The sequence below is a fragment of the Affinibrenneria salicis genome, assembly GCF_008710095.1.
The window spans coordinates 264,242-289,911 of the sequence record NZ_VYKJ01000002.1; the positions used below are offsets into that span (position 1 = coordinate 264,242).

21 protein-coding genes and 2 pseudogenes are annotated in these 25,670 nt (G+C 52.3%); 10 read left to right on the plus strand and 13 right to left on the minus strand.

Going from position 1 to position 25,670, the window contains the following annotated elements:
* The first annotated feature begins 67 nt into the window (after positions 1-67).
* From FJU30_RS06130 to FJU30_RS06145, 4 genes are all read left to right on the plus strand, one after another.
* A complete protein-coding gene (locus tag FJU30_RS06130; protein ID WP_150434101.1) occupies positions 68-982 on the plus strand; it encodes a LysR family transcriptional regulator in 915 nt (304 codons plus the stop codon).
* Between the two features lie 124 nt (positions 983-1,106).
* Positions 1,107-2,324, plus strand: coding sequence for a sugar metabolism global transcriptional regulator Mlc (mlc, locus tag FJU30_RS06135; protein WP_150434102.1), 1,218 nt, complete (start codon positions 1,107-1,109; stop codon positions 2,322-2,324).
* A 163-nt stretch (positions 2,325-2,487) separates the two neighbouring features.
* On the plus strand, positions 2,488-3,156 hold the full coding sequence (bioD, locus tag FJU30_RS06140) for a dethiobiotin synthase (protein WP_150434103.1): 669 nt from the start codon (positions 2,488-2,490) through the stop codon (positions 3,154-3,156).
* A 129-nt stretch (positions 3,157-3,285) separates the two neighbouring features.
* Positions 3,286-4,773: an MDR family MFS transporter gene (locus FJU30_RS06145; protein ID WP_150434104.1), complete on the plus strand. Its 1,488-nt coding sequence runs from the start codon at positions 3,286-3,288 to the stop codon at positions 4,771-4,773.
* Positions 4,774-4,889: 116 nt separating this feature from the next.
* On the opposite strand, the gene FJU30_RS06150 is transcribed toward FJU30_RS06145, so the two are convergent.
* Positions 4,890-5,318 carry a TOBE domain-containing protein gene (locus FJU30_RS06150; RefSeq protein ID WP_150434105.1) on the minus strand — a complete coding sequence of 143 codons (429 nt, stop codon included), beginning with the start codon at positions 5,316-5,318 and terminating at the stop codon, positions 4,890-4,892.
* A gap of 89 nt (positions 5,319-5,407) precedes the next feature.
* Here FJU30_RS06150 and FJU30_RS06155 point away from each other — a divergent pair, with 89 nt between their 5' ends.
* The gene (locus FJU30_RS06155) at positions 5,408-5,623 is read left to right on the plus strand and encodes a hypothetical protein (RefSeq protein WP_223881504.1); all 216 of its coding nucleotides are present in this window, start codon (positions 5,408-5,410) and stop codon (positions 5,621-5,623) included.
* Between the two features lie 150 nt (positions 5,624-5,773).
* On the opposite strand, the gene FJU30_RS06160 is transcribed toward FJU30_RS06155, so the two are convergent.
* The 5 genes from FJU30_RS06160 to FJU30_RS06180 all read right to left on the minus strand — a co-directional run bounded on the left by FJU30_RS06160 (position 5,774) and on the right by FJU30_RS06180 (position 9,623).
* On the minus strand, positions 5,774-6,046 hold the full coding sequence (locus FJU30_RS06160; protein WP_150434106.1) for a DUF1161 domain-containing protein: 273 nt from the start codon (positions 6,044-6,046) through the stop codon (positions 5,774-5,776).
* Between the two features lie 86 nt (positions 6,047-6,132).
* Complete coding sequence (locus FJU30_RS06165) at positions 6,133-6,501, minus strand: DUF1283 family protein (RefSeq protein WP_150434107.1); 369 nt, start codon at positions 6,499-6,501, stop codon at positions 6,133-6,135.
* Between the two features lie 236 nt (positions 6,502-6,737).
* Positions 6,738-7,487 (minus strand): bifunctional NADP-dependent 3-hydroxy acid dehydrogenase/3-hydroxypropionate dehydrogenase YdfG, encoded by a 750-nt coding sequence (ydfG, locus tag FJU30_RS06170; RefSeq protein WP_150434108.1) that lies wholly within the window; start codon positions 7,485-7,487, stop codon positions 6,738-6,740.
* A gap of 59 nt (positions 7,488-7,546) precedes the next feature.
* Complete coding sequence (locus FJU30_RS06175; RefSeq protein ID WP_150434109.1) at positions 7,547-8,776, minus strand: glycosyltransferase family protein; 1,230 nt, start codon at positions 8,774-8,776, stop codon at positions 7,547-7,549.
* A 28-nt stretch (positions 8,777-8,804) separates the two neighbouring features.
* Positions 8,805-9,623 carry a mannosyl-3-phosphoglycerate phosphatase-related protein gene (locus tag FJU30_RS06180; RefSeq protein WP_150434110.1) on the minus strand — a complete coding sequence of 273 codons (819 nt, stop codon included), beginning with the start codon at positions 9,621-9,623 and terminating at the stop codon, positions 8,805-8,807.
* Positions 9,624-10,021: 398 nt separating this feature from the next.
* Between FJU30_RS06180 and FJU30_RS06185 the strand changes: the two genes are divergently transcribed.
* On the plus strand, positions 10,022-10,798 hold the full coding sequence (locus FJU30_RS06185; protein WP_150434111.1) for a class I SAM-dependent methyltransferase: 777 nt from the start codon (positions 10,022-10,024) through the stop codon (positions 10,796-10,798).
* A gap of 225 nt (positions 10,799-11,023) precedes the next feature.
* On the opposite strand, the gene FJU30_RS06190 is transcribed toward FJU30_RS06185, so the two are convergent.
* The 3 genes from FJU30_RS06190 to glsB form a co-directional block, all read right to left on the minus strand.
* On the minus strand, positions 11,024-11,476 hold the full coding sequence (locus FJU30_RS06190) for an OB-fold protein (RefSeq protein WP_150434112.1): 453 nt from the start codon (positions 11,474-11,476) through the stop codon (positions 11,024-11,026).
* A gap of 230 nt (positions 11,477-11,706) precedes the next feature.
* The gene (gene lhpI / locus FJU30_RS06195) at positions 11,707-12,627 is read right to left on the minus strand and encodes a bifunctional Delta(1)-pyrroline-2-carboxylate/Delta(1)-piperideine-2-carboxylate reductase (RefSeq protein ID WP_150434113.1); all 921 of its coding nucleotides are present in this window, start codon (positions 12,625-12,627) and stop codon (positions 11,707-11,709) included.
* A gap of 66 nt (positions 12,628-12,693) precedes the next feature.
* Complete coding sequence (glsB, locus tag FJU30_RS06200) at positions 12,694-13,617, minus strand: glutaminase B (protein ID WP_150434114.1); 924 nt, start codon at positions 13,615-13,617, stop codon at positions 12,694-12,696.
* A 383-nt stretch (positions 13,618-14,000) separates the two neighbouring features.
* On the opposite strand from glsB, the gene FJU30_RS06205 reads away from it, so the two are divergent.
* The 3 genes and pseudogenes from FJU30_RS06205 to FJU30_RS27040 all read left to right on the plus strand — a co-directional run.
* Complete coding sequence (locus tag FJU30_RS06205; protein WP_150434115.1) at positions 14,001-14,372, plus strand: DUF6508 domain-containing protein; 372 nt, start codon at positions 14,001-14,003, stop codon at positions 14,370-14,372.
* Between the two features lie 106 nt (positions 14,373-14,478).
* Positions 14,479-14,958: an alpha/beta fold hydrolase gene (locus FJU30_RS06210; RefSeq protein ID WP_150434116.1), complete on the plus strand. Its 480-nt coding sequence runs from the start codon at positions 14,479-14,481 to the stop codon at positions 14,956-14,958.
* Between the two features lie 1,157 nt (positions 14,959-16,115).
* Positions 16,116-16,592: pseudogene (locus FJU30_RS27040) on the plus strand (hypothetical protein); the annotation flags it as partial.
* Here the strand turns inward: FJU30_RS27040 and FJU30_RS27045 are convergent.
* Together FJU30_RS27045 and FJU30_RS06225 are read right to left on the minus strand one after the other, a co-directional pair.
* Complete coding sequence (locus FJU30_RS27045; RefSeq protein WP_223881515.1) at positions 16,544-16,861, minus strand: transposase; 318 nt, start codon at positions 16,859-16,861, stop codon at positions 16,544-16,546. The pseudogene FJU30_RS27040 and the gene FJU30_RS27045 overlap by 49 nt on opposite strands.
* Complete coding sequence (locus FJU30_RS06225; RefSeq protein WP_223881505.1) at positions 16,765-17,460, minus strand: IS630 family transposase; 696 nt, start codon at positions 17,458-17,460, stop codon at positions 16,765-16,767. The genes FJU30_RS27045 and FJU30_RS06225 overlap by 97 nt, the downstream gene beginning before the upstream one ends.
* A gap of 195 nt (positions 17,461-17,655) precedes the next feature.
* On the opposite strand from FJU30_RS06225, the pseudogene FJU30_RS06230 reads away from it, so the two are divergent.
* Positions 17,656-18,483 (plus strand): annotated as a pseudogene (locus tag FJU30_RS06230) (IS110 family transposase); the annotation flags it as partial.
* 816 nt (positions 18,484-19,299) lie between these two features.
* Here the strand turns inward: FJU30_RS06230 and FJU30_RS06240 are convergent.
* The gene (locus FJU30_RS06240; RefSeq protein ID WP_223881506.1) at positions 19,300-19,476 is read right to left on the minus strand and encodes a hypothetical protein; all 177 of its coding nucleotides are present in this window, start codon (positions 19,474-19,476) and stop codon (positions 19,300-19,302) included.
* 125 nt (positions 19,477-19,601) lie between these two features.
* Entirely contained in the window at positions 19,602-25,652 is a 6,051-nt protein-coding gene (locus FJU30_RS06245) for an ATP-binding protein (protein ID WP_150434117.1), read from the minus strand.
* Positions 25,653-25,670: the final 18 nt, after the last annotated feature.

Genomic DNA, 25,670 nt, shown 5'->3' on the forward strand with positions numbered 1-25,670 from the left:
GCAGATGATAGAAGAGCGCCATTCTTTTGTATAATATATTAATCATAATGAATGATACTTAAAAAATATGAATATCGAACTCCGTCACCTGCGTTATTTCATCGCCGTCGCTGAAGAGTTGCACTTCGGCCGCGCCGCCGAGCGACTGCGAATTTCCCAGCCGCCGCTGAGCCAGCAAATTCATATTCTGGAAGAACAGATCGGCGCCCGTCTGTTTGAGCGGAATAACCGCAACGTCAGGTTAACGCCGGCGGGCGCCATGTTTCTGAAAGAGGCGTGGGCCATCATCGCGCAGGTCAACCAGGCCGCAGACCGGGCGGCTCGCATCCAACGCGGCGAGGTGGGCGAACTCACCATCGGTTTTACCTCCTCTGCGCCTTTTATTAAGGTGGTATCGCGCAGCCTGCTGACCTTTCGTCAGCGCTACCCGGAAGTGCATATCCGCATGCTGGAGATTAATACCAAACAGCAGATCGAACCGCTGCTGGATGGCCGGCTGGATATCGGTATTATGCGCAATAACCGTTTACCCGAGGCGCTGACTCATCAGTTGTTGTTACATGAACCGCTGGTCGCGGTGGTGCATGGAGATCATCCGCTGGCCGCCAGCCCGGGCGATACCGTCAGCATCCTGCAGTTGGCGCAGGAACCCTTTGTGTTTTTCGCCCGCGACGGCGGGACGGGGCTGTATGACGATATCATGGCGCTGATGCAGCGTTACGATATTCGTCCGTATATCACGCAGGAAGTGGGCGAGGCGATGACCATCGTCGGTCTGGTTTCCGCCGGGCTGGGCGTATCGATCCTGCCGGCCTCATTTCGCCGTATCCGGGTCGATGGGGTGAAATATTTGCATCTGAACGAGGAGGACGCCATCACCGAGGCCTGGCTGGTGACGCATCGCCATCGTCCGCCAGGTACGGCCGCACAGACGTTGATCTCGCTAATTCTGAACGCATCATTTCCTCATTATGTGCGCTAAATCACATAACTAATCAAATATTTGACGGCATAACGTAAAAGCTCCACCATAGCTTTGTTATTTTATTTTGCAGCGTGAAAAATTAATTTTCACCGACCAGAGAAATAAAACAGGAGCGGGGTTTGTGATAGCCGACAGCCAGCCTGGCCATATCGACCAGATTAAACAAACCAATGCCGGAACCGTATACCGACTTATCGATCAGCATGGCCCCATCTCCCGTATTGAGCTTTCCCGTCTGGCGCAACTGGCGCCGGCCAGCATCACCAAAATCGTACGTGAACTGCTGGAAGCGCACCTGGTACAGGAAACCGAATACCAGGAGGCCGGCGGCCGCGGTCGGCCGGCTATCGGTCTGGTGCTTGATACCGAGGCGTGGCACTACCTTTCCGGGCGGATAAATCGCCACTCTCTTACGCTGGCCCTGCGCGATCTGAGCAGTAAACTGGTGGTCGAGGAGGTGCTGGCGCTGCCGGAAGAGGACGAACAACCGCTGCTGACGCGCATCGTCAATCAAATTGACCAGTTTTTCATTCGCCATCAAAAGCAACTGGAACGTCTCACCGCGATCGCCATTACGGCGCCGGGGTTGATTGACGCAGGCAGCGGGGTCATACACCGGATGCCGTTCTATGACGTAATCGAAATGCCCATCGGTCCGGCGCTGGAACAGCATATTGGCGTGCCGGTGTTCCTGCATCACGATATCTGCGCCTGGACCATGGCCGAGGCGCTGTATGGCGCCTCGCGCGGCTGTCGCGATGTGATTCAACTGGTGATCGATCACCATGTCGGGGCCGGCGTCATCACTGCCGGCCAGGTTCTGCATGCCGGCAGCCGCAACCTGGTTGAGATCGGTCATACTCAGGTGGACCCCTATGGCAAACGCTGTTACTGCGGCAATCACGGCTGCCTGGAAACGGTGGCCAGCACGGAAAGTATGCTGGAACTGGCGCAGCAGCGGCTGAGTCTGTCGATGAGCTCGTTACTGCACGGTTCGCCGTTGACGGTCGAGGCGCTGTGCGAGGCCGCGCTGAACGGCGATCGCCTGGCGCGCGATATCATTATTGGCGTCGGCAATAGCGTCGGCCGAATCGTCGCCATTATGGTCAATCTGTTTAACCCGGAAAAAATTCTGGTCGGTTCGCCCCTCAACCGGGCGGCCAGCATCCTTTATCCCGTCATTACCGACTGTATTCAGCAGCAGTCGCTGCCGGCCTACAGCGAGAATATCAAGGTGGAAGCGACGCACTTCTTTAACCAGGGCACCATGCCCGGCGCCGCGCTGGTCAAGAACGCGATGTACAACGGTTCGCTACTGGTGAAATTACTTCAGGGCTAATCATTCATTCCGTTATTCCCTTGATCTGGAATAATAACCGGCGACAAAAACATTGAGCTAACGCAAGCTGCGGGCTACCCGTATCGCCTAAAATTTTGACTTCTGAACATATTTTGCGGTGATTAATCACGCTATCCTGGTGGATCCTCCCGGAGCAATTTCCATGGTAAATCGTATTTTTGTCACAGGCACCGATACGGCGGTAGGAAAAACCGTAGTATCCAAAGCGCTCCTGCAAACGCTGGCCAGCTCAGGTAAAGTCGCCGGGTATAAACCCATTGCCAAAGAAGGCGTGGATACGCCGGACGGGCTGCGCAGTAAAGATGCGCTAATATTACAGTCCGCGTCCTCGCCGGAACTGGCGTTGTCTTATCACGCCGTTAATCCGGTTACGCTCAGAGAGGATGAAATCAGCGCCAGCGAAGAAAGCATCAGTTACTGCACCATGACCCAGGGGCTGCAGCAGCTGAGCGAGGTCGCCGATACGGTTGTTGTGGAAGGCAGCGGCGGCTGGCGCACGCTCATGAACGATCTGCGTCCCTATTCGGAATGGGTGGTGCAGGAACAACTGCCTGTCGTGCTGGTCGTCGGCATCAAACTGGGCTGTATCAGCCACGCGATCCTGACGGCGCAGGCGGTGATCAACGACGGGCTGCCGTTGCTCGGCTGGGTCGCCAACCGCATAAACCCCGGGCTGGCCAACTATGCGCAGACTATTGACGCCCTGCGCAAAAAGATTCCGGCGCCGCAGCTGGGCGAACTCCCTTATTTGCCGCGCCCTGAACAGCGCGATTTATCTCGCTATATCGACCTTTCCGCGCTGACGCGCTGAGTATGCAGGCCGGCGCGTCGTTTGCCGCTGCGCGCGCCGGCTCGTTGACAGGATAGGTTCGCCCGGCGCCGTATCCGGCTGATATACTTGCCTCCAACCGCCCGCTGATAACCGAATAAGCGCTTAAAAATGAAGACTGTCCGTTCTCCTGACGACGCGCCCGTACCCCATCGCCACTGGGTTCTGCTTGGGTGCGCACTGGCGATGTTCACCGCCGCCATTGAAGTCACCATTGTGGCGACCGCGCTGCCGACGATTATTACCGACCTGGGGGGCTTTTCTCTGCTGGGCTGGGTGTTTGCCAGTTATTTACTGACTCAGGCGGTCAGCATTCCCATCTATGGCCGTCTGGCCGACATCTATGGCCGCAAGCGAATATTCTTCATCGGAACGGTTATTTTTCTGCTTGGTTCGGTGCTGTGCGGCGCATCGACCAGTATGGTCTGGATGATTATCTTTCGCGCGCTGCAGGGTATTGGCGCCGGCGCGATTACGCCGGTCGCCTTTACCATCATCGCCGACGTTTACTCCGCCAGCGAAAGACCGCGGGTACAGGGCTACTTATCCAGCGTCTGGGGCATCGCCGCCGTCGTCGGGCCGCTGGCCGGTGCCTTTATCGTGCAGCATTTTCCCTGGGCGCTGGTTTTCTGGGTCAACGTGCCGGTCGGGTTGATTGCGATGCTTCTTCTGGCGCGCTTTCTGCCGGACAGCCACCGGTTGCGGCAACATCAGCTCGATCTGGCCGGTGCCTTTTATCTGATCGTGTGCGTCGCCAGTTTGCTGTTGACGCTGCTGCAGGGCAGCGAACTGGGACACTGGGTTTTTCTGTTTATCGCGCTGACGGTTACCGGCGGCATTTTGCTGTATCGCCAGGAAACAACTACGCCCGAGCCGCTGTTCCCGCTCGAGCTATGGCGCAACCGGGTGATTGTCGCCGGCAATATCGGCGGCGTCATGATTGGTGCGGCGATGATGGGCGTCAGCGCCTTTATGCCGACCTTTATTCAGGCGGTAATGGGCCGTTCGCCGCTGGAGGCGGGCAGTATTCTGGCGCTGATGTCGATAGGCTGGCCGTTGGCCAGCGCGCTCAGCGGGCGGCTGATGCTGTGGACCTCATACCGTTTCACCGCCGTCGCAGGGGCGATCCTGCTGATCGTCGGCAGTCTGATTTTGCTGACGTTATCGCCCGATCGTCATCTGGGCTGGGCGCGCGGCGCCTGCCTGATGATAGGCGCCGGTATGGGCATGAGCAATACCACCTTTCTGGTATCGGTGCAAAATACCGCTTCGTATTCGATTCGCGGTATCGCCACCGCCTCCACCATGTTTACCCGGATGCTGGGATCGGCGCTGGGCACGGCGATTCTTGGCGCCGCGTTGAATCTCAGTCTTCATTGGCGATTGCCCGGCTATGACGATCCGGTGCAGAGTCTGATGGAACCCGCCATGCGCGCATCGTTGCCGCCGCAGCAGATAAACGCGTTAATCTGGCAGGTCGCCGGTTCGCTGCATACGGTCTTTATCATATCGGCGTGTATCGCTGCGCTGACGCTGTTTTCCGCCTGGCTGATGCCGAGCGGCCATCAGCCAGGCGGCAGGAACAACGCATCGACATAGCGGGGCAGCGCGGTGAGAAGGCGTTAACCCGGGCCGTGGCGCCGTGGTTCGGCGGCCGCGCGATAATCGGCGCGGACTGATTGCCGGCCGCGACGGCGGCCGGGGGGGCTGGGGGGCTATTTTTTTACCGCCAGGATGACGCTGGACGCTTTTACCAGCGCGATGACCTCTTTGCCGATCGCCAGCGCCATATTTTTCACGCTTTCATTGGTAATCACCGCAGTTAGCTCCAGCCCGCCCGGCGTTTTAACGACCACCGTAGCGTTGACTGCGCCGGTATCGAGCGAGGTAATGGCGCCTTTGAACTGGTTGCGCGCTGAAAATGCATATTCGCTGTCGGCGCTTGCCAGCAATACCCACGGCGCCTTAATAAACGCCACGGCGTCTTTGCCGGTCGCCAGATTAAGCGCCTGACTGCTGGTCTTTGTCACCACGGCCACCAGCTTTGCGCCGCCTTCGAGCGTGAGTTCAACCTCATCATTTACCGCGCCGTCGGAGACCGCGGAAATGACGCCAGGTAATTGGTTACGTGCCGATACCGTCATATTCACCTCTCAGTAATAACAATGGGTTGTGGACAACATTCTGATGTAAAAGGAAATATTAACAGATTCCCCGCGGTTCATACTTTATCATGCGGCCGACGGCATGCCTATCAATAACCACGAGCCCTTCATGGGCAAGGTATCGCTATGAATATGCGCGCCTGAAAATCGACGGCTATCAGACCGTCGCCGCCGCCAACGGCATGACGGTGGAGGGCGGTAAGCCGGACTTCGACGCCACGCGGTTTAACTTCGGCGCCGTCTGGTCGCCGGTCGAATCGCTCAGTCTGTTCGCCAGCTATTGATGAATATCGATGCGATACATAAAGGTGGAAACCGGCGGAGCATATCAGGAGAAAGGACAACAGAGGAGCGGCGCGGGCAAGCGTGGCCGGCGGCGGGAAAAGCGATATGCCGTCACCCGTTAATCACAACTGCGAGTGACGGCGCCGGGATTATTGCGCTGGCGATGCGGGCGCTTCGTCATTGCCGTCGCTATGGCGAACATAGACAATCTTCTGCGAGTCATTTTCGCAGTGGCCGACGACCACTCCCGGGGTCTGGCTGATCTGGTCGTTCGGGACGATCTCCAGCGTAAATCCCGATTCCGGCACGCCGTTGTTGATGATTTTCTGCGCTATTTCCGCCTTGACGCTTTCACAAGACGCCTGGGCCGCCAGCGGTGCGATGGCCAGCAGAGCCATACCGATCAGAACTGTTTTTTTCATTTTCTATCCCTCGCAAAGGTGGGTAAATGTCTGAAAACCGTCTGAATTGATGGCGCACAGACGATAGGGTAAGTGTAGACCGTTTATTACGGAGCGTCGATCTGTCGGCCAGTGCGGCGATCGAGACAGCGTTCGGTGTTGGCTTCCCAGTACGCGTTGACATTCAGGCTTTTGGCGCATGTTTCCTGATTATCAATGGCTTTATCCAGCTTATCGAATTCCTTTTCCGATCGGGTGTTGACTTTCTGCCGCAGGGTGCGGCTTTCATTCCATTGTTCGCTGCTCTGGCGCGCCGCTTCTTTCGACAGGGAACTGTCGCCGGATTCGATGACGACATGCCGGGTATCCGCGTTCGCACCGGCGAGCCAGACGCCGGACAGCGTCAGAACGGCGGCCGGCAGCAGGGCGCGCAGCCACGATGTAACAGCGGGGGAGGTAAGCACTTTTTGATTCATGATTCACCTGACTAACAGTATTAGTTGGAGGGTTGCATTATCAAATAATGTAGCACAGGCGCTTTATACACGGCAAAACGCCTGAGATAAAGTCACTTTCTGTAACTTTATATGCCGTCGGTAAACTGTCGGCATGAACCCTGAAAGCGGGGTTTATCTGATTTGGATAATTAACCAATAAATTGATCACATTGCTTTAGCGCAAAATTATCGACAGGAAATAATCGGGCGGGCTTTTATCCTGTGCGATGCACTTTCAGGCCGGCAAATGACTGACTGACCGGCATCATTTCCAGCGTATTGATGTTGACGTGCGCCGGCAGCGTGGCGACCCAGAACACGGCTTCCGCCACATCTTCTGGCATGAGCGGGTTGGCGTGGTCGTAGATGCCGTCGGCCTTATCTTCATCCCCTTTAAAGCGCACCGTGGAGAACTCCGTACCGCCGACCAGTCCCGGTTCGATGTCGGTAACCCGAAGAGGCGTGCCGAACAAATCGGCGCGCAGGCCCAGGCTAAATTGACGCACAAAGGCTTTGCTGGCGCCATACACATTGCCGCCCGGATAGGGCCAGCGACCCGCTACCGAACCGAGGTTGATCACGTGACCGACGTTGCGCTTGACCATCTGCGGCAGCAGAGCGCGAGTCATAAAAACCAGGCCTTTATTGTTGGTATCGATCATCGTTTCCCAGTCATCGGGATTAGCCTGATGCGCAGGTTCCAGCCCCAGCGCCAGACCGGCATTATTGACCAGAACATCGATATCGCGCCATGCCGCCGGCAGGCCGGCGATCGCCTGCTCAATCGCCTGACGATCGCGAACGTCCAGGCGCAGTGGATAGAGCGACTCGCCCAGTTCGGTTTTTAACCCATCCAGACGCTCTTGACGACGTCCGCAGGCAATGACCCGATGACCATGGGCGATAAACTTACGGCTGATGGCTTCACCGAAACCGGCGGTCGCGCCGGTGATAAAAATGATCATGCTCGTCTCCTCTCATTTGGCGAGCCGCATGGCCTGGCTCGTTTAGCCAGGGTAACCGCTTATTGACCCGCTTCCATTTCCTGATTATCCGCTTCCACCGCCTGATAGAGGCGCTCAAGAATATCCGGAAAGGCTGACTGAACGCGGTTCCAACTGGGCACGAAGGGTTTATCCCCAGGGCTTTCCGAATACACCAGTCCCGACTGGGTAATGACATCGGCAAACAGTTCGACCGACGACTCTTCCGTATGGCGGTCGAAGTACAAACCGTTCATGCGCGCATCATGCTCGAAGGCATCAATCATATCCAACGCCGTGCGATAGTAGGTGGCGCGCAGCACCCGAAAGGAGTCGGCGGTAATGCCCACGCCCAGGATAGCCAGCTTGCGATACAGCGCTTTTGTAATATCCATCGCCATACGCTGCAGACCCGAATTGGGATCGTCTTCCGACATCGGCTGATGTTTGTGGTCATAATTATCGGCAATATCGACCTGGCAGATGCGGCTGGTCGCCGTGCCGCGGTGAATTTCGGACAGTACGCCGATTTCCAGCCCCCAGTCGCTGGGAATGCGCAGGTTTTTCAGGATGTGCGTCCGCATGGCGAATTCGCCGGACAACGGATAGCGATAGCTGCGCATATATTCCAGATAATCGGAGTTGCCGTACACCTTCTGCAGGGATTTCAGCAGCGGGAAGACCAGCAGGCGACCGACCCGGCCGTTTAGCTTGCCGTCCGCCACGCGGGCGTAATAGCCCTTGCAGAAATCGTAATGGAAGTGGGGATTGGCGATAGGGTAGAGCAGGCGGGCCAACATGGCGCGATTATACGTGACAATGTCACAATCGTGCAGCGCGACGCAGGAGGTGCGGCGCGAGGCCAGCGTGTAACCGACGCAGAACCAGACGTTGCGCCCCTTGCCTGGCTCGGCCGGCGCCAGCGACTGGGCGGCCAGTTCATCGCTCAGGGCGGTCAGGCGCGGACCGTCATTCCACAGAATGCGGTGACGCTGCGGCAGACGCGAAAAGAATTCATGGGCAAACTTAAACTGATCGCGGTCGGCGCGATCGAGGCCGATGACGATCTCATCCAGATAGGTGACCTGAGACAGTAAGTTGACGATATTGTCCAGCGCCGGGCCTTCCAGTTCGGAAAACAGGGAGGGCAGGATCAGCCCCATACTGTTCTGACCGGAAAAGACCTGTAAATCGTATTCAAGCTCTTCCACACTGCGCTGAGTCAGGTTGTGGAAGGTGGTGATGATGCCGTCCTGATAAAACTCGCTCATGTCAGTTACCCTGTTATTTAAAATAAAATCAAATAATTAACTCTCTGAGAAAATAGTTTAATCCTTCACTCCAGCCTGCGGGGCCGCTTGCCCCGGTCCAGAACTGTTCGCCGTTGAAGTCGTCAGGCAGCTGAACATTCTGGCTGGCCTGACCCTTTATCACGACGGCATAGCGACAGGCCTGCAGCATGGAGACATCGTTTGGACCGTCGCCCAGTCCGATCGCGACCCATTTTTTCTGCTGCTGCCCCTCATACTGTATTTTTAACCAGTTAACCGCATTTCCCTTACTGATACCACATCCCATCACATGATAAAAACGACCGCCCTGGGTCAGTTCGAGCTGATGCTGTCGCAGGCAAAGGCGAAAAGCCGCCAGGCTGACGGCATCTCCGCGCCACTGAATGGGTTCTGACGCTTCGCGACACCGGGCCAGCGCGGCGCCTGCCAGATCCAGACCGGTGACGTCGGCGACCTCTTCGTCGCTCATATCGGAAAAACCGCGAAAGGCGAAACGCTGCTTGTCGCGCAGGTTATGCAACAGCCGGCAAATTTGCGGGTAATCGGCATTAAAAATCTTGCGCGGGTAATCGGCATGGGATGACCAGCCGGGCAGCGAAACCAGCGCGCCATTTTCGGCGATGAACGGCATGTCGCTCAGCCCCAGCATCTGTTGCAGCGGAGTGACTTCGGCGGCGGTTTTACTGGTCGTAATAACGATGGGTATCTGTAACCGTTTTAATCTGCTCAGCCAGGCGCTGGCCGCTTCCCAGCTGTAGGTGTCATGATCCAGCAGTGAACCATCCAGATCGGTAAAAACGATCAATTGTGTCGCTAAGTCAGCCATTCAGCCTCCTGATGCAGGGAAGTCAGAAATATTGACGGTGAGGATGAATCTGGTGTCGCATTGAACGGCTCAGCGATAATAAAAACATATTAGAGCGTTCAGTTAGCTAAAAAGCGTTTTTTAATCTGTTGATTAAGCGTATTCGGTTATTGCCATTTGTGCAAATAAACAGGAGCGCGCGGGCAACCGGGATGAAATAAAAGCCCTGCTGGTTGCGCGGCAGACGGCGCATCATTATGACGAATGACGCGCATTTTCTGGTAGTCTGTTTACTAATGAACAGGCGGCAATATGCGCCCCGGGGGGGATAAAAAAGAGAAACTATTCTCCATCTGCCTCAGTTCGTCAGGCCTTTCAGTCCGCGTTTTACGCGTCATCTTTATTTTCAGGAGAACAGTATGAACACCCGCACCAGCCATCAGCAGTCCGTCGAGCGTCAGTTCGGCGATCAGGCCAGCGCCTACCTGAGCAGCGCAGTGCATGCGCAGGGCAACGATCTGAAAAAACTGGCCGCGCTGCTGCAGGGGCAAAGCGGGGCGCGGCTGCTTGACCTCGGCTGCGGCGCCGGCCACGCCAGTTTTACCGCCGCGCCTCACGTCGGCGACGTGGTTGCTTATGATCTGTCTGCGCAAATGTTGCAGGTGGTGGCGCAGGCGGCGCGGGATAAAGGCATCGGCAATATCAGCACTACGCAGGGGGTTGCTGAGTCGCTGCCGTTTGACGATCAGCATTTCGATGTTGTGATTAGCCGTTACTCCGCTCACCACTGGCACGACGTCGGCCAGTCGCTGCATGAAGTGAAAAGGGTGCTGAAACCCGGCGGTCTGGTGATCTTTATGGACGTGGTTTCTCCTGGTCATCCGCTGCTGGATGTTCATCTGCAGACCGTCGAAATATTACGCGATACCTCGCATGTACGCGACTATGCGCCTGGTGAATGGTTAACCCGTTTCACTGAGGCCGGCCTGGTTATTCGCGAGGTAACGTCCGATCGCCTGCATCTGGAATTCAGCAGTTGGGTAAGCCGGATGCGCACGCCGGAGCCGCTTGTCGCGGCGATTCGGATGATTCAGCAGCAGGCCTCTGACGATGTGATCCGGCATTATGAAATCCAGCCGGACGGCTCTTTTACCAGCGATATCATGATGATTGTGGCCACCCGAGATACGCTCTGAGCCCGGTTTCGGGCGCCGTGACGGCGATGTCATTCGTCGGCGTGGCGTGATTATGCAAAAACGGCAAGCAGGTGACAATGTCACTTATTTTCCGCAGCGAAGCCCGGTAACCAACGAAAAAGGCGCGGTTTCCTGAGGGATAGCGGTTGCCAGACGGGAACCGCTATCATTATGGATAAGCCGACAACAAGGATGCCAGCGCCGCCGGCATAACGGCGGCCTGGCTTACTGTATCGTGCCGTTATCGAGATGAATCAGACAGCCCATTAAGTAGGTATAAGAGCCGATCTGGCCTTTAATTTTGATCTGCTGGCCTTTTTTAAGCTCTGCGGCGCGCTCTGTTTCTCTGGGTTTTAACGAAAATGCCGCGCTGTCTTTTTTATTAAACTCGATGTGTACGCCTGGGGTCCTGGTGATGTAATTATCCGCATCCGTGATGATGCTGACTTTTCCCTGCAATACAACATATTTCCCCGCCCATTTTTTGTTGGCGGCAATCTCATTCTCTTTAAAGTCATTACATATTTCTGTCGCAGAGGCCTCGACGGCCGTCGGCTCCAGCGCGGTATCGAGTTTCTTCATTGAGTCATTAGCTGACTGAAGCGCGCCGTTAATTTGCTGACAGCCGGTTAAACCCGCCAGACCGAGAAGCATCGCGGGAAGGTATAATCGTCTCATTTTTTACAACCTTAACATTCTGATGGAAAACCATCGGGATAATATTCGTACCCAGCGTGAGCGGATTGGTACTATTTTATTTTTGTTTCAAATGGATAGAGTTAGCGTGTTCAACCGCCGAATGACTCAGCGTAATTTGTCCGTATCGGAGCTGAGGGCAAACGGCGGTGATCACTCAGGCCGCGGCGTTATGGGCTGAGTGCGGCAAACGGCGATGAACTCGACGTGGATTACATCGCCAGCGCGGCTCTTGCCACCCGGCCGGCGGCCAGATCCCATGCGCCGGTTCCTACCGTTTTAAATACCACCGGCCGGGCGAACTCCGGCTGGGATTTCAGCGCTGAAATCAGCGGCCGGGTTATCGACCAGTCGACGCCCGCCTGAATCAGATCGCCGGCTTCCTGTCTGGCGCCGTCAGGATCGTCAACGTAAATATCGCTTCCGGCCAGGGTAGCGGCGCCAATTTCCGCCATATCGGGCTTAAATGCGCCAACGCCAATAACCAACAGATTCGGGCGGGCGGCATCGTTATAAATGGCCACTTTGCTGGTCGTCAGCGTGATCACCACGTCTATTTCGTGCGGCATACCGTCTGACGGGCAGGGAGATAACGCCGGATGCAGCGCGGCAAATTTTTCACAAAAGGCTTCCGCCCGGCCCGGACGTGAACCGCGTACCCAGACTTTACTTGCCGGGTAAAGTTCAGCGATTGCCTGCAGATGGTATGCCGACTGCGTACCGGTGCCGATCAACAAGATAGCCTGCGGCTGCCGCGGCAGAAACGTACGTATCCCCAGCATCGATACCGCCGCCGTCCGGCGTCCGGTGACTTCGGGACCGTCCAGCACAAATAACGGCACGCCGGTTTGGGCATTGAATACCGTCACCAGCCCGTGGATTGTCGGAAGTTGCAGGTTGCCGTTGTCCGGCACGACGTTGACCAGTTTATGAATGGCAATATCAGAACCTATCGCCGGCATACTTAACATAACTGCGTTGTTTTCCATCGGCACGACTAAACGTTCCGGACTCAGGATGCCGTTATGGGCATATTCCTCTGCAGCCTGAGCGATGGCATCCACCAGAGCGGAAAAGTTGAGCAGCTTTGCGGTTTCTGCGCGATTGTATGTGATATAGCTCTGGTTATTCATTAATACTCCTGATTTGTGATGAGGGTTGCCGACGCCCGTTGGGGCCGGCGCGACACCCGCCTGATATCAAAATATAGAACGGCCGAGGCGTTCCGACAGCATCTCCAGCGCGGCGATACCGGCCAGCGAATTGCCCGAAGAATCCAGTTCGGGCGACCAGACGGCGATGCTCAATTCACCCGGCACGATGGCGACGATTCCGCCGCCAACGCCTGATTTTGCGGGCATGCCGACTCGCCAGGCAAACTCGCCGGCGCCGTCATACATTCCGCTGGTAATCAGCAGGGCATTTATTTGGCGCGTTTGTCTGGAGGAAAGCAGCGTCTCGTTACCTGCAGATCGACCGTGATTAGCGAGATAGAAAAAGCAGCGCGCCAGCTCTACGCAGCTCATGGACAGCGAGCAGTAGTGAAAATAGGTCTGCAGCACGGTCTCTACATCGTTGTTAAAGTTATCAAACGACTTCATCAGCCAGGCGATAGCCGCATTACGAGCGGAGTGTTCGAACTCGGAACGGGCGACACGTCGATCATAATCAATGTCGGACACGCCGGACAGAGCGCGAACCATTTCCAGCATCCGCTGGCGCGGCGCGGCCAGCCGCGTTTCCAGCATATCGCATACGACCAGCGCGCCGGCATTAATAAAGGGATTGCGCGGTTTTCCCTGCTCCAGCTCCAGCTGTAATAAGGAGTTGAACGGCTGGCCCGAGGGCTCTTTACCGACACGCGGCCAGATTTCGCTATCCTGATAGCGGGTTAACGCCAGAGACAGGGAGAGCACCTTTGAGATCGACTGGATGGAGAATCGCATGCCGGCGTCGCCGGCCTGATACCGTTGACCATCCGAACTGCATATCGCCATTCCCAGGTGTTCTGGCGCTACGCCGGCAAGGGCAGGGATGTAGTCGGCCACTTTGCCTTTACCGATAAGCGGCCGTACGCTGCCCAAAATTTCATCCAGTAAATCATCGCAGAGTTCTTCAGCCATCCCAGACTTCTCCGTCGCGCTAAATATTTGTAATCAATGATGATCGGACTTTATACCGTGGTCGTCAATGCCGTCGGTCCTTTATGGTTACTGATTGTGCAGGAACAGCGCGGCAGTCTATTGTGTCAGCGGGCGCCGGGGCTGGGTTAAAGATTATGTTAAAAAATGCGTAAATTGATCCGCTGCGCTTGTGTGAAATCTGCAGGGTAATGACTGGCGCGGAATGCCAGATTTCACGTAGCGTCACCGCCGATTTTGCCGTCTTTTACGCCTCGATGTGGATTTGCCCAGGCGTGAACCGTGACCGGGCAATTGGCGTAGCCCCGTCGGCGGCGTCGCGTTATTATTATGCCTTATGCTGAGAGCGGAAATGACCGAACGCCATGAAATCCATCTATGCAGAGATAACCAAATTCATCCCCGATCTGGAACGGCTGGAAAGCGCTGGAGAGTGGGTGACATTGCGGCCGGATACCCCGGGCGTTCAGCACATGCCGCATGTTAGCTATGAACCGCTTATTTATGCGTTTAGTCACGCCATGACCCCGTTTATAGATTACGACTATAACGACACGCTGCGCACCCGGTCGGCCGGTAATAGTGAGCTGGCAGGGAAAAGCGAGCAATGGCTGCTTGCCTATATTACTTGCGCCATTCGTGCCGACAGGTTTTGCGAAGGCAGTCTGAAAAAATTTGTCGAATCCGGCGAACTGTTAAAATGCCTGCGGCGACTGGAAGAGCTGGCGCGGAAATAGAGCTTTTGCCGTTTTTGTTATCCCGTTCTATAAATGGACCTTTTAAGTCTTAAAATGGTCAATTTATTCTTAGCAATGGTCAGTAACATGGCCGGCCGTTAAACACATGGGAGAATCCACTTTGTCTTGTACGCTCAATGATGAGTATAAACTGCATTATCGAACCGAAGGCAACGGACCGCTGGTCGTATTGATCCACGGCCTGTTAATGAATGGCGAAAGCTGGCGACAGAGCGGGTTGGTTCAGGTTCTGCGCGAACGATGTTGTGTCGCTTATCCTGACCTGTTGGGACATGGGATGAGCGATAAACCTGTTACATCCGGTCCATATGATCAGGATAAACAGGCTGCGGGGATGGTCAGATTGATCAATGAGGCAGGATATCGTAAAGCCCATATCATCGGTTATTCATCGGGCGCCTGGCTGGCCTTGGGGATGGCTAAATACTACCCACAGCATCTGTCATCGCTGCTGATCGGCGGTTGGGATGTGGAAAACGGTTTGCCTGATGGCCCAAACGGGTCGCTTAGTTTCGATGAATTTCTGAACTATGCAAAATTGACTGCGCCGGAGCTGACCAAATAGCTCACGCCGGCCATTGAACCCGCTGTCCGGGCATCTTTCAATGCCCTCGGCTGCTACCAAAATATGGGGGATATATTACAATCTATTGATATACCTAAGCTATTTTGGGCCGGAGTGGATGACGTTTATCATAATCCACTGAAAACTTATGCTGACGCGAACGCATTCCCGTTCTTATCCGCGCCGGGCAACCACGTATCCGCGATGCTTCAGCCCGACATCGATACAATAAACAGCATATGCTTATTTATCGCGCGCGCGAATGCAGGTACTGAGGCCTGATTATAAATTTTTGTCGGTTATCGTTATCCGGCTACGGCGCGTAGAGACGAACAACGCCAGCCGTTTTGAGCATCGAGGTAAGCTGTTGCGCACACTGAAGCTGTGCTGAATGTCATCGCAGGGCCGATGACCGCTATCAGTTCGACGAACTAATGGTGTTTGATTCAGCGCATCAACACGACCAATGACAGCACCGGGAACACCAGTTCCCGCCTATCCTTACCTTGGTTCGCATAATGTATATTATGTTAAATTTAGTCCGTCGTTCATTTAGTTCATAACCGCCCACAGAATACGATTAATCATACATTTACCTATCCCTCTATCTTCTCTTGCAAGACGTTATGTTTGTCGGTTACTTTGTTCATACCCACACCATTTATGAGGTTAAGTGCCGCGTGTTCATACTCACACAACTCAATATCAACCAACGGCAGCGTTTATGGGCACTGATGGATACTCACACGCGCCAGCCGCTTTTATATCCGTTAATATATCTTATAGACCAACTTGTTTTGCGTTCATCAGCCACGCAATCCGCCTCACTTCAAGCTCTCAAGTTTTTCTATGAATTCTGGCACCAGAAACATGGCGTGACTTTTTGCTTCAGTTTCTATTCCTCGAACCACAATCCATTGATTGCCATTGATGAACTTACAGCCTTTTTTCATTATCTGGAAAATACGCATTTATATGTTCCAGCGTTAACCATAAGGTCTACTACGCAGACCACGCCTCAACGTCGTACAAATATTAGGCATGTACATTCGGTTATTCGTTTTATCAGATATTTGATTAACACGTATATCTCGCCGAGATATATAGACGGCTCGCCTAAAGAGCTCACACGACTTGCCACGCAGTTAACGGGACGGTTATCAGCACCTCTGGTCGAGAGTATATTCTGTTCCGTTAAAATATTGACCGCACCAACACGCGGTCATCTGACCTATCTACGGGCGAAATCTTTTACTGATTACCTGCCACAGGCCATCAGCGCCCTGCCCGGTGAACGAGTCGAACTGGATGATGTGGTGACGTACATCACAAAAACCACCTCAAGTTTTCGTGGCCGAGCAGGACAACGAGACAAAACATCCAAAGCCCTCAGCAAACGAGGTGTGATGCCCGTTCAAGAAATGCCAGGGCCCAAAAACAGCAAATCTATCTATTATTCCAAGACTGACCTTAATCATTATATCAAGACCGAATTTGGCCTGACGAATGCCAACGAACCCTGTACGCACGCCTGGATGGAAAATGGCAAACGCTACGAAGTTAACTACGAAGACCTGTTATTTCTTCATGAGAAGGGTTCGCTGGCATTAAAGCGCACACTGGCTTTGCTGGCTATAAATGCCTGCCATAACCGCTCAACGTGATTCACCCAGTGCGAGTAAACCGGCTGATAAATTACCCTGAACTTCGGGTTCGCTTTCAGAAAGCTCTGTGTTTCCCGACTTTTGTGGATGATATAGTTATCGACAATCAGCGTGATCGTTTTTGCCCGGCGATAACTCGCCTTCAGGTGCTTAAGCAGGCTGATAAACAGCACCGAGCTTTTGCTGTTGCCGCCAACGTAACTGACCTTGCCCGTGCCGCTGTGCAGCGCGCCGGCCAGGTAATATTTTTATTCTGCCCCGGTGTTACCACCTTTCTTTGCTGCCCGCGCAGTTGCCAGTCAGCACCGATTTTGGGATTGAGGTGGATATCCACTTCATCTTCATAAAATACCGGATGCTCTGCGCTGCATTCGTCCAGAGCTTTGCGGATAACCGCCATCTTTTCATCTTTGTTCGGGTCACGAATGCGCAGCGTTGGGGCTGCCCTGCGCCAGACAAGTCCGGCAGACGGCAGCCAGCGACGAAGGGTTCCGGCATGTAACCTACATCCGGTTATCTCATTGATTTTTATCGAGAGAAACTCGGTACTCCAGCGCGAACGCTGATAACCAAAATCGCCGGGAGAATGCTTTATCAGTTGACGTAATAGCGTGCAGATATGCTCAAAGGGCCAGCGGCGGGAGCGTCCTGCGGGCAACGATTTCAGACCTTCGGCACCCGAAAGCGTAAACCAGTTTATCCAGCGCCCGACGGATGAACGGGCGCAGCAGAGTGTTCTGGCGACGTGGCTGACATGGTCACCCCGATGCAGCATCAGCATGGCTATCAGTCTGCGGGCATGATTTTTATCGCGCGTTTTATGGATAGCTTTCTGCATCAGGCGTCGTTCGCTGCGGGGTATTGGTGCTATGATCGGCATCGCTCAGTCCGGTTGGTGATTTGTGATGTCTGGCGATTGATCAGATCGCACAATCCGGGCTGAGTTCCCTCAAAGTGATGTGATGGACGTCCCTCCTCAACATAATCCTGCCACACTTATGTTGAGCCGTCCCATTTATAGAGGAACAACATCATGAACACGATAAAAGTCGTCGGTATCGATCTGGCTAAATCCGTTTTTCAGCTTTGTGTCTGGATGAATGATGGGACCGTTGCCTGGAATCGAAAAGTTTCTCGCAGCAAGCTGTTAGATACTGTTCGTCAATTCCCGCCGGATACACTTATTGCAATGGAAGCTTGTGCAACCTCGCATTACCGGGGGCGGACTTTCCAATCCATGGGATACGCCATCCGGCTCATTCCAACCCAACATGTAAAGGCGTTAACTCGTCATCAGAAAAATGATGCCAATGATGCTCTGGCAATATGTGAGACGGCATTTCGTCCGGGGATTCACTTTGTTGCCGTAAAAACTCTTGAGCAGCAAGATATCAAAGCGCTGCGTTGTGCCCGTCAGTTGATGATCGAACAGCGCACCGCCGCCGCCAACCAAATTCGTGCTCTGGCCGCTGAGCAGGGCTTCGAGTTCCCGGTTGGGATACACACTTTGCAACAGCGATTACCCGATTTGATTGAAGATGCGGAAAAGCCTGTGTCTCCGGTATTACGCCATTTGCTTTCCACTTTATTGGAAAACATCTACACACTGAATGAATACATTCGTTCAACAGAATATGAAATCGCAGCATTGTGTCAACAGCAACCCCGGTATCGGGCACTGATGACAATACCGGGTGTTGGCCCGCTCATCGCCGCCGCTTTTTTAAGTGAGGTTGATGCAGAACAATTTGCTAACGGAAGACAACTTTCCGCCTGGTGCGGCCTGGTTCCCCGGCAACACAGTTCCGGCGGGAAACACATCCTCACTTCGATGACTAAAAATGGTAACTGCGACCTACGATGAAGTAATGATTTAGTTCGGCACAAAGTAAAAATTTTCCTGAGTTTGCAGGCACTGATGAGAAAACGGTAAACCAACCCTGTAATAACCTGAAGTAGATCCAGGTAGAAAATACCGGCCAAGTGATAAGGAAACAGGGTGCGGATGACATCATGGCGCGGGCAAGTTTTTCCCCAAAAGACGCCGGATATATGACAGCAAACCGTATCACGTCAGTACTTGTACACCCCGGGACGTCCATATATGATCTACTATTCCGCGCAGCTATTTAGTTGCTGCGGAGAGTGTGTTGTCTGGTGGAGTAGCAAGTTATTTCATTGTTAACTGGAAGCCAGCGTGTGGCCTCTGAAAATAGCTCAGAACAGATAGGATTTTCCGCGTTTGAGTTATTAAAAATTTCAATTAATGAAGTCCATGACTCATAATTATAAGGTTCCTAAAGACGACGATATTGATCGCTAGCTACATCCATACTGAAGGGTATACCACGTAATACCCCCGGCGAGTAATCAGCCTATTCACCAATCCTTATGTACCGGTAGCCTTTGAACAATGCGCCGGAAGAGCGGCTAAAGATGGCAGCACCTGGCACGTTCCATGGTAAAAGCCTTAGACCGGGTAGTGGTCCGGATAAACGCGTCGGTAACTTGTCTGCAAAAGGTGACAGCCCTGACTGAATTTTTCATCGCCATCGCCTGCATTTTAGGATTCGGAAGTGCGTCGTTTAAAAGAACAAAATCCTGATGGGGTTTAAGTGTGTCTTAGACCCAACAAAAGGGCAATTAATTGCCCTTTTTAATCAGTCTGCAACAATTTCTAAATCATTGCAGAAATTGCACCACAGTCATGAGGCTTATCAAAACCAGTGGTGCCTTTGATATATTCACTAATCAGCGCACCAATAACCTTAACCGACTCTTTGTTCGTTGTGATGAAGCCCAGAGGCATCGTCACTGGCAACGTTTCGGGTTGAGAAATATGATATATAACCACAGATAGCGCATCCTCAAGATGAAGGATCTCAATATTACCATCTAACTAACATCAAATTTCCCCTGACTTCTTCAGACCATGGTTGGAGAAGTCAGGTAATCGATCCGTGTTGTGAAATCGTCTCGCTACGGTATCGGGAACTGATTCTGAGCTGTCTTTATCATTTGCGCTTCGCCTTGTCGCAATTGCTGAACAGCCCTGCTTGCGAAATTACGCACGGTGAATTCGCCGAACAGAGTCTTGATTTGTATCAGGCCTGCTTTGGAAAGCGTCAGATAGCAACCTTCCCCCCATATATAATCATCATCAATATCCACTGGCCCAGCGTCTCGCCAGTTCACTAATCTTGCTACGATTGTTGAGTCCTGGTCGGTATAAATATTAGGCATCTCGCTGCATTCATGCCATCCCAGAAGCATCTGGATATTAGGACATAATGTAATGGCATATCCCGGCGAAGACATTGTCCCGATGGAGCTTACTACACGTCTGACTATTGTCGGTGCGAGGTCTTCATCGAGTGGGATCATCTTACCCAGCCAAACGACAGCGGGCAAACTTTGATACCATGCCATGAATTTGGCAACAGAAATATGAATTTGAGGTGCGCTAATACGATAGACCTGATATTCAGCACGCCGGGTATCATGCATTTTGAATTGTGAAACCTCGGCTATTACGAATTCGTCGGCACGATCTATCCAGGGTTTAACATCCTCGTCAACCAAATTTGTCCACATTTCTTCAGCTTCACGCCACGGGGCACCCTTGACTTTAAGCGGTCGCCTAATGCCAGTTGGCCGGATTTGCATTTCAGGGCGAGGAGTTGGCGGAAGTACTGCATCCATTTGTTCCAGTAGCGATGGTTTATCCCTTGGCGAGAGCAAGCCTGCCAAGCTCAGCTCTCCAGCGACATGACGAAGTGCCAGTATGCCAATGTAAGCATGGGGCTTAAGATAGGTGATTTGCATTGAGAGTGTGCGTAACTGAGATTCGATTTTTTTTGTTGCTCTTGGGCCAAAGGTTGCCAGCCCTCCCCATTGCTGAATAAACGTTGCGGCACGCTGGCGTATGTTCATTTCCTCACAATCAGCCAACTCTGCAAGTCTCCGTGCAACGGGACGAAGCATTTGTGTCCATCCTAAGTCGACTTCAATACGCATTGCCCCACTCACAGGATCTAACAGAGCATTTTCATGATCAGGGTCTCCGTCGAGTGCCAATCGATAGGTCAACGGCAACGGATGAAAATCAATCGATACAGGTAGCTGCCAATATTGTGCTAACAAGCACGCAGCTTCTGCAACAGCTACATCACGATGATTCGTAAGGCCAGAAACTAAATCACCAAATTTAGCAGCAAAGTGGGTCTGTTTTAGCAAAAGTAAAATTTGCAATGCCTGGAATGGTTCATCAAGGGTGCCGGTCAGGAGTCGTGTTATGGTGTTCTCAAATATGATTTGCCCTCCTGTTGAATGTACCGCAAGAATTAGTGCAGTTTTCTCTGCGTGTCGTCGAGCTTCGGTGATAGGCAATCGTAATGAAAAATGGAGCAATTCCGCAAGCAACTCTTCGTCGGTCATATTTTCATTTCCAAATTCGAAAAGTTCACCAATACGGTGTTCGCGAGTGAAAGACATCTGCTCTGCCAGGATAGACCAGACGGCGGGCCAGTCTGGCGACTCACAGATCACAGGAAGAATGTCTGCCATATCTGTTAGCAACGACATGGTGTTCTCTTTTCCAGCCACAATTGAACTGATGAAGTCTTCATATGCTTCATGATGAATTGCTGCACCATCGAGTAGCTTACGCGCGTGGAAGAGACGGAATCGATTTCCTCCTAACCGTTGGCTCCATGACATCTCCCGGTCACTACTGGTATCGTAATCATCAACTAATTTTCTGGCTAACGTCGTGTCCCCAACATTAACTAGCCGCTCTGCAACCAAAAAACGACAACGCGCATCCGACTGCAAACAATGCCAGCGCTCATACATTTGCACCACCTTGTCTAATGCGGCGGACTCTGCAAGCTCACAAAAACGATAAGGTGCATGATACTCAGGATCTGATTCATTTGATTCAAATGCCTGTTGAAGTTCGTCAAGGGTTGAAGCCTCGTCGTACTTTTGTGGCGTGTAGGAGCGGCGGGCTTCGGGGGCCTCTAAAGTCCATCGAGTAATGGCATTATCAAGTTGGTTATCGGTATAACCGTGTCTTAATGCCGCTTTGCTCAGGCGATTTATTAGCGTGAGGCGCTCGTGAGCTCGACTATGAACCTGGATTGCCGGTAATAGAATTGATACCAGTTTGGCAATTGATGAAGGCCCCGCTGCATTTGCAGCAACGTCAATATAATTGCCTATATGAGTAGGGTCACGATAATAGGGTTCAATGTAGAATGGAAGGCATAGTCCGCACCAAATTGGTGTACAGAGAAACACCATTTCAGGACGGCGATCTAGCATACCAATAATCAGCTCATTTACCTGGTTTGGCCATGGAATCAGCCCCCAGTTGCTGAGTTTCTGTGCCACGATATAACCACTGTGCGCATTCATACGCATTGCTTCATTGATCAACACTTCTGTCAAACGATACGCGGCAGATGCCCCCTCGGTTTCCTTCATACCATCAACCTGTCGTATCAACTGACCTATTCGTTGAGCACGGTGTTCTGGGTCTGCCACATTGGCCAAAATCAATATGTCTTTCCAAACAGAGTATAAAGGGTCCTTACGCGCTGCCAGAGCGTAGCCTAAACAGTGGTCATGTATCGAAGCAAGCAAGTTTAGTGCCCGATCAACATCGCCAATTGCAGCAAAGCTGTTTGCCAGAACTGACAGGGTCTCGAGTTGTTCGCTAGGTGTATTTTCTACCAACTCGTGTACCATAGGCTCAAGTCTGGCGGCCGCCCTTTCACGGTCACCGTCAGCCTGATACATTGCCAATGCTATTTCACGCCGGAGTACTGTATTGCTTTTTAATATTAAAGCAGGCATTACATTCTCAATTTCATTTAGTACTGAATTATATTCGACCTTACCACACAGCGCAGAAACTTTAATTAATGTACAAATCAGTGGTGATGTAGCTATCAATGCCAATTGAGCCTGATAGGTATCGTTTCCAGAATGGCTATTGAGTTGCATTACATATCTCATCACCATGCGACAGACTATTTGAATATTTCCAGAAGGAATGCATGAGGCATTTATTATGGACAGCCCCAACAAGCGTCCCGTTTCTGAAGCATGTGTCTGCAGCGGTCGTAAGATAGCGTGTGTTGAGGTGACTACGTCGGGCAGGGATTTGCCGAGCAAAACGCAAAGTTGCGCATGTTCCATGGCTGCAAGCGTGAGTGATTTTGTTGATTCTAATTCATTGTCTCCCATCGAAATTGCAGGTGCAAAAAGGTTTTCGAATAATGTTGAAGCCAGATCGGTGCAGCCTGAGGTGGCATAAAATAATGCAATCGATCTTCGCCCCCCATTAGAAACATCATTAAAATCAGACAATGCCATGGCAGTCTTAAATAATTCCAATGCTAAGGTATTATTTCCTCTGTCTCTAGCAGTAAATCCAGCCTGAGTCATCAAAATCGGTATCTCTTGCTCATGAATGCCGTACTGATTGCAGGTGTCCTGAATATTAACGTCTGCTTGCCAGTTAACGATTGCCTCGACCACTGTCCACTTTAACTGTTCGCGAATAGAGGTAATATTTTCATCGGTTGATACACTTGTGGCGTCTTTTAACCCCTCAACGGTCAAATAGTCAATTGCCTGCTTAATTTGCTCAGCGTCACGGAAGTGAAAAACTCGTTTTGCCCATTTTTTGAATTCTTGTAGATTATGCGAATCCCCATAGTGCTCGAATCTGGGGGTATGCAATTGAGACAATGGCTCAAGGTGTTCAAACAGTTCTTTCGCGCGGTCAAAATCACCCTGTTCCAAAAGCAGGTCAACAACTTCATAGCCCGCATTGGGAAAGTCCTGGACGAAAGAGATCGCCGCATCAATATCGCCAACTTTTAACATCGCGCGCGGAAGTTCATTGGCATACTCCAGCGCTTGAGTTCGTCTGGATATCTCATCACGGCAAAGTAGCAACCGTGTGGCAATTACACCATCATATGTGGAACGCGCAGCAATCAGAGCCAAGTGGATGTCCGCATCAATCTCTGAACAGGAACGTCCATGTGTAAACTGGTGTCGAAAATATGCTGGCGTTGCGAGTGCCAGAAGTTCATCACGCTCTCCTGACCGGGCGAGATAGCGCAGTGTTAGCCAGGACTGTAATGAATGCTCTGGTGCATGACGAGATAGTTCAGCTAATTCACGATAAATATGTTGTGAATAGGTTTCATCTATACTGCCCAGTGTTATCTTTGGTTTGGAGAGAACAAATAGACGGAAGCTGTTATGGAATACAGTCCACCCCTTTGAGGTTTCCTTGAGTAAATGCCGGACGGTCTTTAAGGTACGCTCTATCGCCTGAGCATCTACGATTGTTGCCAGCAATTTCAGCGGCATCGGAGCTTCGATACGGGCAATGAAACCCAGAACATGCATAACATCAGGGTCGTTTGCGATTTCTCTCCAGGCGGATGCGTAAACTGATTCAATATCGCCATTAAATTCCATCCCTCCGGCGAGGAAGCATGATATGTCCTGTTCATCTGCCGATAACAGTGCCTTAATGAGATAATTGGCCGCCAGCGGATGACCGCGGCTAAGTTCATAAAGTTTTACACGCGAAATGTTTGAATCAAGACCCAAAACGTCTGCCATCCTGGCGACCGCCACTCTCTCAAGTGGATGCATTGTGACGAGACGATCCGGATGCCCAGCCTGTTCCTGTACTGCGGGTTTGAGATGCTTGAGTTCCAGTCGCTGGGTGCCAAGTATAAATGTCACGCCCAAAGGGATGGCTGCAGGCAGCGGCAATTCGCCTAACAGCGAATGGGCTGGTAGTTCTTCGCGGGGAATATGATCCAGCCCATCAACAATAATGATGGTTCTTACTGTATCACGTTGATAACGCTCGCCAGCTTGTTTGAGCAGTTCACCGAATTGTTCGCGCCTTTCAAATTGGCTGCTGTCTCGAAGGCGAAGTCCAGGTAGCCCGCTGCTGCGTAACTGGGCAGAAATGTCTTCGAAGAAATCATCAGCTTCCCCGCGCCCTACACCTTGCGCAGCTCCCGGTATGAAAGCCAGATAGCGCACGACCCGAGTGTTATATTCGGTAGCCAGGGTTGTCTGTAGCAAGGTCGATTTTCCCGAACCTGGAGGCCCAATCAATGCCACATAGCCCTGGATTGTGTTGCGTATTGTCTGGAGAAGTTGTAGTTCCGTATCGCGGTTGCGTTGGACGTGAGCACCGATGGGAAAGCGATGTATGTGGCGTGTTTTGGTCGGATCTTTCCACCCTAGTTCATATAATAGTTCTTCACAGGACCATCGGTCCCTATCTCGTTTATCGGAGACCAGACGAGGTAATATTTTTGCTATCTCAGACGCCAGTCTCGCTTGTTCTGCACTGAGTTTATGAAATTGTATAAAATCTGCTGCAGAGCCATGAATTATGCGCAATGCATGAAAAAATCTCTCGAAATCATCGTCATCTAGGCAGGAATGTTGAAATAATATTTCGACTAAACCGCCCCAGTTACTGTGGCGCCATTCCTCAAGCGTGCGTTTGGGATAATGTTCAAACTCATCAAGGAAGGCAGCACTATGAGCTGGATCTTCCATTCCGGGGGCGTCGTTAACTGATGGATAGTCGTTGACAACTAAACGAATTTCTACGTGAGACGTTGGGTTAGCACTACAAAGATTTTGCCAGGCGCAAACTAATGGCTTAAGCAGACCATCAGACCCTACTAAGAGTGTCTGTACTGTAAATGTACCAGGGAAACGGGACGTTTTGAACTGGTGCCCAACGATAAGGCCATGAAATCCAAGTACTAAATCATCAACGATACCCGCACTGCGGTCCGCCACGCCTATCCACTCCAATTGCCCACGCTCTAATTCAGCATAAATGGCTGCGCCGGCTCTTTCATATTGGCCCATATAGCCACGCATTGCCCGGCGCTCGCCCTCTGCTGGGGGCAAGGTTTTTGTTTTCACAATCTTCATTGATGAATCGGACTTTTCATTTAAAGTCATTCGCTATGCCGCCTAATG

Excerpts from the sequence above, each read along its gene's own strand:
- glsB (WP_150434114.1), bottom strand. The coding sequence starts at position 13,617 with ATGGCTGAAGAACTCTGCGATGATTTACTGGATGAAATTTTGGGCAGC.
- FJU30_RS06165 (WP_150434107.1), bottom strand. The coding sequence starts at position 6,501 with ATGAATCAAAAAGTGCTTACCTCCCCCGCTGTTACATCGTGGCTGCGC.
- FJU30_RS06185 (WP_150434111.1), top strand. The coding sequence starts at position 10,022 with ATGAACACCCGCACCAGCCATCAGCAGTCCGTCGAGCGTCAGTTCGGC.
- ydfG (WP_150434108.1), bottom strand. The coding sequence starts at position 7,487 with ATGATCATTTTTATCACCGGCGCGACCGCCGGTTTCGGTGAAGCCATC.
- FJU30_RS06245 (WP_150434117.1), bottom strand. The coding sequence starts at position 25,652 with ATGACTTTAAATGAAAAGTCCGATTCATCAATGAAGATTGTGAAAACA.
- FJU30_RS06190 (WP_150434112.1), bottom strand. The coding sequence starts at position 11,476 with ATGAGACGATTATACCTTCCCGCGATGCTTCTCGGTCTGGCGGGTTTA.
- FJU30_RS06205 (WP_150434115.1), top strand. The coding sequence starts at position 14,001 with ATGAAATCCATCTATGCAGAGATAACCAAATTCATCCCCGATCTGGAA.
- lhpI (WP_150434113.1), bottom strand. The coding sequence starts at position 12,627 with ATGAATAACCAGAGCTATATCACATACAATCGCGCAGAAACCGCAAAG.
- FJU30_RS06210 (WP_150434116.1), top strand. The coding sequence starts at position 14,479 with ATGGGAGAATCCACTTTGTCTTGTACGCTCAATGATGAGTATAAACTG.
- FJU30_RS06180 (WP_150434110.1), bottom strand. The coding sequence starts at position 9,623 with ATGGCTGACTTAGCGACACAATTGATCGTTTTTACCGATCTGGATGGT.
- FJU30_RS06175 (WP_150434109.1), bottom strand. The coding sequence starts at position 8,776 with ATGAGCGAGTTTTATCAGGACGGCATCATCACCACCTTCCACAACCTG.
- FJU30_RS06225 (WP_223881505.1), bottom strand. The coding sequence starts at position 17,460 with ATGCAGAAAGCTATCCATAAAACGCGCGATAAAAATCATGCCCGCAGA.
- FJU30_RS06160 (WP_150434106.1), bottom strand. The coding sequence starts at position 6,046 with ATGAAAAAAACAGTTCTGATCGGTATGGCTCTGCTGGCCATCGCACCG.
- FJU30_RS06145 (WP_150434104.1), top strand. The coding sequence starts at position 3,286 with ATGAAGACTGTCCGTTCTCCTGACGACGCGCCCGTACCCCATCGCCAC.
- FJU30_RS06150 (WP_150434105.1), bottom strand. The coding sequence starts at position 5,318 with ATGACGGTATCGGCACGTAACCAATTACCTGGCGTCATTTCCGCGGTC.
- FJU30_RS06155 (WP_223881504.1), top strand. The coding sequence starts at position 5,408 with ATGCGGCCGACGGCATGCCTATCAATAACCACGAGCCCTTCATGGGCA.
- FJU30_RS06130 (WP_150434101.1), top strand. The coding sequence starts at position 68 with ATGAATATCGAACTCCGTCACCTGCGTTATTTCATCGCCGTCGCTGAA.
- bioD (WP_150434103.1), top strand. The coding sequence starts at position 2,488 with ATGGTAAATCGTATTTTTGTCACAGGCACCGATACGGCGGTAGGAAAA.